The 7,425-nt window shown below is 37.3% G+C and carries 5 protein-coding genes; 4 read left to right on the plus strand and 1 reads right to left on the minus strand.

The genetic code is table 11. The annotated features are described in order from the left end of the window. The first annotated feature begins 227 nt into the window (after positions 1-227). The gene (locus BW142_RS11995; RefSeq protein ID WP_076924993.1) at positions 228-1,100 is read left to right on the plus strand and encodes a DMT family transporter; all 873 of its coding nucleotides are present in this window, start codon (positions 228-230) and stop codon (positions 1,098-1,100) included. Positions 1,101-1,144: 44 nt separating this feature from the next. Here the strand turns inward: BW142_RS11995 and BW142_RS12000 are convergent, their stop codons facing one another. Continuing rightward, positions 1,145-2,038: a LysR family transcriptional regulator gene (locus BW142_RS12000; RefSeq protein WP_076924994.1), complete on the minus strand. Its 894-nt coding sequence runs from the start codon at positions 2,036-2,038 to the stop codon at positions 1,145-1,147. Between the two features lie 216 nt (positions 2,039-2,254). Here BW142_RS12000 and BW142_RS12005 point away from each other — a divergent pair, with 216 nt between their 5' ends. The 3 genes from BW142_RS12005 (at position 2,255) to BW142_RS12015 (ending at position 6,749) form a co-directional block, all read left to right on the plus strand. Next, complete coding sequence (locus tag BW142_RS12005) at positions 2,255-2,503, plus strand: YfhL family 4Fe-4S dicluster ferredoxin (protein WP_076924995.1); 249 nt, start codon at positions 2,255-2,257, stop codon at positions 2,501-2,503. A 215-nt stretch (positions 2,504-2,718) separates the two neighbouring features. Beyond that, positions 2,719-3,432 (plus strand): metallophosphoesterase, encoded by a 714-nt coding sequence (locus BW142_RS12010; protein ID WP_076924996.1) that lies wholly within the window; start codon positions 2,719-2,721, stop codon positions 3,430-3,432. Positions 3,433-3,827: 395 nt separating this feature from the next. Next, positions 3,828-6,749 (plus strand): TonB-dependent receptor, encoded by a 2,922-nt coding sequence (locus tag BW142_RS12015; protein WP_076924997.1) that lies wholly within the window; start codon positions 3,828-3,830, stop codon positions 6,747-6,749. Positions 6,750-7,425: the final 676 nt, after the last annotated feature.

Below are 7,425 nucleotides of genomic sequence, written 5' to 3' on the forward strand. Positions count from 1 at the left end.
TACCTTATATAATTTATAGAGTGGAGCTGAGCAGTTATGCCTATGACGCGCTTTACGAAAATTGCCTACCTGCATTTATGTAAATGCCATTCATGAAACCTATATTGCCAGTAATGCTTATTTATAAAATTTAAAAAGTAAATATACTAACCTGACAAATTTAACACGTGTTGTTAAAGCGCTCAGCACAGTTACTCTATTGTTGTTTTTAAAGGAATCATTTTAGTATGTGGATAATTTTTGCATTACTCGCAACTGTTTTTTTTGGTGCTCGAGGAATAATGTACCAATGGACGTCGCAAAAAAAGATTAACCGTAATCTATTATTATTCGGTGTTTTTTTTGTAGGGTTCATAATCAGCGCGTTAGGTACTGTAATATTTGAACATACATGGTACGGCTGGGCAGATATTACGGTTGGGCTTGCTTTAGGCTTTGGATCTTTTGCGGCTAATGGATTTTTGCATAAAGGATTTTCAGTCGGAAAGGCGTCTTTAATTAGTATTCTATCGGGGCTAACGCCTTTATTTGTCCTTTTGTTTGCCTTTTTATTATGGCAAGAAACCTTAACCGTTATTCAATTAATCGGCTTTTTTATCATTTTTGGCGGTCTTTATATTATTCGCTACTCCAGCGATATCTCATTGAGTAATCTACAAGGTGCGCAATGGGGATTACTGGCTGCACTGTCCTTTGCATTTAATGATTTAATGGGTAAGCAATCAACACTCCTTGAGGCAGATACATTTGCAACGCTAACGTCTATGTTTGGTTTTGGCAGCTTTCTGTTTGCTGTTAGTTGGTTAGTAAAACGTAAAAAAATGCTAGCAGAGCAAGGCAGCTCCAAAGCATATTGGTCTGCAGGTAAAACATTTTCGTGCGGGTTACTCATTGGTTTAACGAATGTAGCGGGCATGGTGGCAATAATATCGGCTTTTACCATTGGCAACACAGGGTTGGTGTCGGCAATTTCAGGTATGAATATTTTAATTATTTTGTTGTACTCACGCATCGTTCTAAAAGAGTCTTTTACACGCCAAGAAGTTATAGGATTAACAACTGCATTTTTAGGTGTAATTGTACTAAGGCTTAGCTTCTAACAGTCGAACTAGCTAACTTATTGCAATGATAAAAACTTACACTGCTACACATTAGTAAAGTGTTGCAGTGTATGCTCTATCAGTAATCGCACTCGATAAGGAATTTGTTTTCTGTCGCGATAAAGCATAGAAAATGGCTGGCCTTTACTTTGCCAATCAGGAAGAATACGTTTAAGCTTTCCGGCTTCAATAAGTGGTAATGCTATATAATCAGGGATGTAGCTAATACCCACACCAGACTCAACGGCTTGTTTCATCATTTGAATTTCATCAACTTCCAATCGAACATGTGTGTTTGGATTAAAACTGTACTCTTCGCTCGTTTGCTGATTGTTTAATTGCCACGGAACCAACCCAACGCACGTAATTTTTGGGTGCTGCTCTAATTGTTTAGGATGAGTGATGGATTGATAATCATGGTCAGGGTGAGCACAAAGCACATTATGAGTAAGTTTAAGCTCTCTAATAACCCAATTATCAATGGCAGGGTTTCTTACTCTAAATGCTATATCAATCGCTTCTTTTTCAATATCAATAAGGTTATTTGAAAAGCGTAAATCTAGTTGAATATCGGGATACTGCAGTAAAAAATCACAAAAAATATCACTTAAAAAATGTTTACCCATGTAAATGGGGGCACAGATCCTAATTTTCCCTTTAGGTTGGTCTTTTTCATCACAAAGTGCTTGCTCGATACACTCTGCTTCGTCAAATAACTTGCGATAGCGGTCGTAATATAACTCGCCAGTATGCGTTAGCGTTACTCGATGGGCATCTCGATTGAGTAGCGTTAATTGAAGAGCTTGCTCTAATAGACGTATTCTGCGGCTTAAGGTTGATAGTGACATATCAAGATTTGCTGATGCTTTTTTAAAGCTACCTAGTTTTACTATGGTGCAAAAGTAACGTAAATCATCGAGAGAATAACTAGCTGCCATCAGAACTACTTTATTGTTTAGGATGTAGGCAATATTAACAGCGACGCTTTAAAATTTCATTAGAGAAGCCAGAAGTTTTATTGATAAAGATCAACAAAGAAAAAGTCAATAAATGCATAATTTAAAGCTGCTAATAATATTATTTAAAATAAAACAGTAAATGCTCTATTTTTTCATTTTTTGTTTTATATGAACTTTAATTAGAAAGGCTAAAAAGTGGCTTTACTCATAAATAGTAAGTGCATTAACTGCGATATGTGTGACCCAGAATGCCCTAATGAGGCTATTTATATGGGCGCGAAGATATACCAAATTGATCCCCAAAAATGTACTGAGTGTGTGGGGCATTACGATAAACCTACATGCGTAAGTGTATGTCCAATTGACTGCATAAAGCCCGATCCTAATAAGCGTGAAAGTTTAGATGAGCTGGCTGATAAGTTTGTGCTGTTGACTAACTTATAACTTGTTCAGGTATTTTGCTAAGCCGCTTTTACTATAGGTTAAAAGCACTACCTAAATTACTTATTTAGCTTGTAGCTAAAGCCCGCAGTCATGCATTTTTAGTTTCAATCAAATCTCATTACCTTCATTAATTATCAACTATATTGTGTTACCTTAAGGCTTTATAAACTCAAGTATAAATCTAAGTTTTAGATTGCATTCTATAGGAGTCTATTTTGGATATAGGTATTAACGCTATTCAGGCTGTATCTTCAAAACGAACAATATTTATTAATGATGAGTGCCGAGTATTTGTAATTGGCGATCTTGATGGTGATTTACCTGCCTTAAAAAACGCACTTAATAACGTAAATTTTAACCCTGAAAGAGATACTTTGTTTTGCCTAGGCGATTTTGTTGATCGCGGGGATAAAACATATGACTTATTTACATACTTACAAGCCATTAGGGCATGTATGATATTAGGTAATCATGAGCATTTAATGTTGGAATCATTATTAAGTAATGATAAAGCGGCTTTTAAATTATGGACTGACAATGGTGGCAATTGGCACAAGTCGGTATCGAGAGAAAAGCTCAGTGTTATGTGCGATGAGTTACTAACTAAACCGCTTTCAATAGTACTTGAATATCGCGGCTATAAAATTGGGTTGTCTCATACATTTGCACAATCGTGGGATTGGGAAAACTACCCTGATGATAAGTCGGTGATTGTGCAATCTCTATTGTGGGATCGTGAAGTAGTTAAACAAAATAAGGTAGTTAAAAGTCATGGAGTCGACTTTACAATACATGGACATAACTCAACTAAAGCACCTTTTTGGGTGGGCAATAGTTACCATATAGATACCAATTATCTAGGAGGAAAGCCTACACTCTTAGAACTTTCAGAGGTTATTGCTTCGCTTAATAAATCCAACGCTATTTAGCATTGTTACTTTTCAAATATCATCCGGCAGTTTTTCTTTTTAAAGTATAAACTGCCGACTACCACATCAAATTACCCCCTTCGTTTTTGTATACACTTAATGATGATTTGTGCGCTGTAGTTATTTCATTAAGCTATTAAATACCACAAAGCCGCTCTTAGTTTTTTAATTGAGAGCTGCTTTAATGTGTGGGCTGGATTTTAACTTTCATTTAATAGGTATTAATACAGTTATATGAGAGGTTGATTTAATTTAATATTTTTTATTAACAAACGGTTAAGTTTGGCTGTGTAGAATTTGGAAAAATTTTTGCCATTTCGTAAATAATTTACGTAAAAGGATTAACTTCTCGCTTTAGTTTTATATAAGCAGATTTAAATGGAACAGCTCCTCACATGATAGTAGCAAGTATATACCCTTTTCCTTTTTCAACGTTTTGTAAGTCATCACTTTATATATCAATATTTTCTGCTTTGAGTTCTACGTGTGCTTTTGCAGCGCAAGAAAACTCGCAGCACGCAAAAGATATGGAAGTAATAGAAGTACGTGGTATCCGTTCAAGTATGGCCGAAAACTTAGATGTAAAACGTATGTCTGGCTCTGTTGTTGATGCAATTACCGCTGAAGATATTGGAAAATTCCCTGATAAAAACGTTGCAGACTCGCTTCAGCGTGTACCCGGGGTGGTAATTGAGCGTGACGGCGGGGAAGGTTCATCAGTTAGTATTCGTGGTTTATCGTCAGAACTTACCTTTACACAGCTTAATGGTAATTTTATTGCGTCTTCCCCGGGGGAGCCTTCGCGTTCGTTTGATTATGCTTTGTTACCGTCTTCAATGATTGAAAGCGTAGAGGTTTATAAATCGCCAGAAGCACGCTTAGATGAAGGTGGGGTTGGTGGTACTGTATTAATGCATAGCCGAAAACCTCTGAGTATGGATGCAAACTCAGGTGTATTTAATGTAGAGAGTACTTACGCTGATGTTACAAAAGAGTACGAACCGCAGTTTACGGGTTTATATTCATGGAAAAATGACGACGAAAATTTTGGTATATTAGTTGGTTATACATATCAGAAGCGAACAAACAGAACGCTTTCGGGCGGTACTGATGCCAATGTGTGGCGCTATACTGGCACTGGGCAACCTACAGATATAAACGGTAACGCAGTTGATAACAATAATGGTTGGGATGTTATTAATGATGCAGGCGGTAATAGTTACGATGGTGTTTGGTTTCCGCAAGTTGTGCGAGGTTCAGTTCTTAACGAACAACGTGAGCGCGAAGGAATTCAATTTAGTACGCAATGGCGACCAACAAATCGTTTAGAGCTTGGATTTAATTACTTTGGCTTTACACTCGGTCAAGACAGAACAGAATCTGTGATTGATATACCTGAGTGGTCTTTAAATTCTGATTTTTTAACTGATGTAAATCTTGATGAATCGGGAACTACTGTTACTGGTATGCAATACGATGCAATGGCAAGCGGAACTGAAAGTGATATGCAGTTTCCGTGGATGCGTGGTAGCTACGTACGTGAAGAATCTACCTCAGATACTTTTGATTTTAATTTAACCTATGAAGGCGATAATTTTAAAGCGCGTTTTGTTGTCGGTAATACAAAATCAGAAGGGGGGCCGGAAGAAAGCTGGGAAGCCGCATATAAAAGCTCAAACGCGGGCGAAAACGCAGCCACTATTCAAAATGCAGCTCAAACGGCAGGCTGGTCACTCAACCAAAACAATGTGTCACTTAATATTGACCCTAAGACATTAACTAACTTACAAAATGGAATTGGAGGCGGTCGTGATGCGGGCTCTTCAAACTCAAGTTTTGTACGCAGTGAGCTTGAGGAAGATTATTACCAAGCTGATGTGGATTTTTATGTTGATTGGGGCTTTTTAAAAACAATTAGAACCGGTGTTAAATACCGTAACTCAAGTCTTCATCGTGAAACTGGTAATACTTTCTTTTTAGATCCCAATTTCAACATAGCTGCAGGCGAAGCAAGCGAGCAAGGTATTACGCGTTTTGATAGTTACCAGTGGAATGGCGGTATGCCGTTAGCTCAAAATGTATTTACAAGTGAGAGCAATATAGTAGGCGGGTTTGATATAAACCAAATGCCAAGTATCGATTGGAACAAATATCGCGATATGGTCACTGCTAATTATGTACCTTATACACGTATTGAAGATAACTTTGTTTACGATATAGAAGAAAAAATATCTGCTTTTTATATTCAAGGCGATTTTGAGTTTAGTGAAGTAAGAGGTAATTTGGGCGTGCGTGTTGTGCAAACAAAAACACTTACTTCATCTACTGACTTATATACCTACCAATTAGATCACACAAATGACGAAACAGGCGAGCTAGTAACGGGTGACGCACGCTTTGTAGAAGACTATCAATTAGTCACTCAAAAAAACAAAGACACTCAAATATTACCAAGCTTTAATATAGCGTGGGATGCAACCGACAATTTAGTTATTCGTGGAGCAATAGCAAAAGTAATGTCTCGTCCTGATTACAGCGATTTAGGTGCGCAGCAGCGTATTACATTTGTATCGGATGAATGGGCAGATGATAGAGCTGCATTTAATGAACAGCCAGGCTTTAGCGGCAGTGGCGGTAATAAAAATTTGAAACCATTTGAATCAGTACAAGCTGATTTATCTATTGAGTATTATTACAGCGAGGGTTCTGCGGTTGGATTGGCGCTTTTCCATAAAAAAGTAGACAATTTTGTTGTGCCACTGGTAATAGATGCAGAGCAAAGCTTTGCCGGTAAAAATAATATAGTAGATGCAGGAACCATTAATATAGCTCCGTATAGTACGGTGGGAAATGGTACCGATGCAGTATCTAAAGGCGCGGAGATATTTATTCAGCATGCGTTTGATAATGGTTTTGGTTTTTTTGCAAACTACACCTATAACAAAACCAACAAAGCAGATGTAACAGTAAATGGTGAAGAGTTTGGTCAGTCGGCATTAATAGGTAGTGCAAAGTATCAGTACAATACCTCTGTTTATTATGAAGGTGACGCTTTTAATATACGCGCTTCATATAACAAACGAGGGGAGACAGTATTAGGCCTTAATAGTGGGTTAAATGTATATCAAGATCCGTACGAGCAAGTTGACGTTAATGCATCGGTTAATTTGTATGAAGGGCTAAGCTTAACAGCTGCTGTTATTAATTTAACTAAGTCGGAATCGGTAACGCGTTTAGGTGATGATACAGATGCACGATTACTTAACTCGAGCTATTCGGGTAGGCGCTATTACGCAGGCTTTAATTACAGCTTTTAATTAATGACATACGCAATATTTTATCGAAAGCCAACTGACTAACTTTAGTTGGCTTAACCTAACAGAGCTAAATAGTATAATTTTATGTATGCATATAGTTTTGCCGCTCATACATAGATTATTTAATAGGCAGAAAAAGCGTCGCAGCCCTTTATTTGTATAGCTTTCATACTAAATTCATTTAATTGTCAAAAAGCTGAAATAAAACATTGACCCCCGCTCGAATCTCCCTATAATGCGACCCCACTGAGACGGGAAACGCCAACGCATAGCGAGGCACGAACTACCTCAGAGAGTTAAATAAAACTTCGGTTTTAAATCTTCCAAAAGAAAATTTAAAACAAAGTGTTGACTCGAAAAATAAAGGGTGTATTATTCGCATCCCTTGAGACGCTAAAGCGACTCAAAACGTTCTTTAACAATATAAAGCAATCATCTGTGTGGGCACTCGTACAGATTGAGTTCTAACAGCCAACCTACTTAGGTAGCGAGGCAAACAAATTAGAGTCTCAATTGAAAACTGAGTGACCAACAGAATAGTTATTTCGGTAATTATTCGGCACAGTCAATTCAATATCGAAAGATATTAAAATAAATTCAGAATTCATTGAGCTGTCGAAAGACATAAAACTTTTTAATTGAAGAGTTTGATCATGGCTCAGATTGAACGCTGGCG

Source organism: Pseudoalteromonas sp. EB27 (genome assembly GCF_001974875.1).
GTDB lineage: Bacteria > Pseudomonadota > Gammaproteobacteria > Enterobacterales > Alteromonadaceae > Pseudoalteromonas.

What these genes read in the sequence shown, in the direction of transcription:
- BW142_RS11995 (WP_076924993.1), top strand. Translation starts at nt 228, where the DNA reads ATGTGGATAATTTTTGCATTACTCGCAACTGTTTTTTTTGGTGCTCGA.
- BW142_RS12000 (WP_076924994.1), bottom strand. Translation starts at nt 2,038, where the DNA reads ATGGCAGCTAGTTATTCTCTCGATGATTTACGTTACTTTTGCACCATA.
- BW142_RS12015 (WP_076924997.1), top strand. Translation starts at nt 3,828, where the DNA reads ATGATAGTAGCAAGTATATACCCTTTTCCTTTTTCAACGTTTTGTAAG.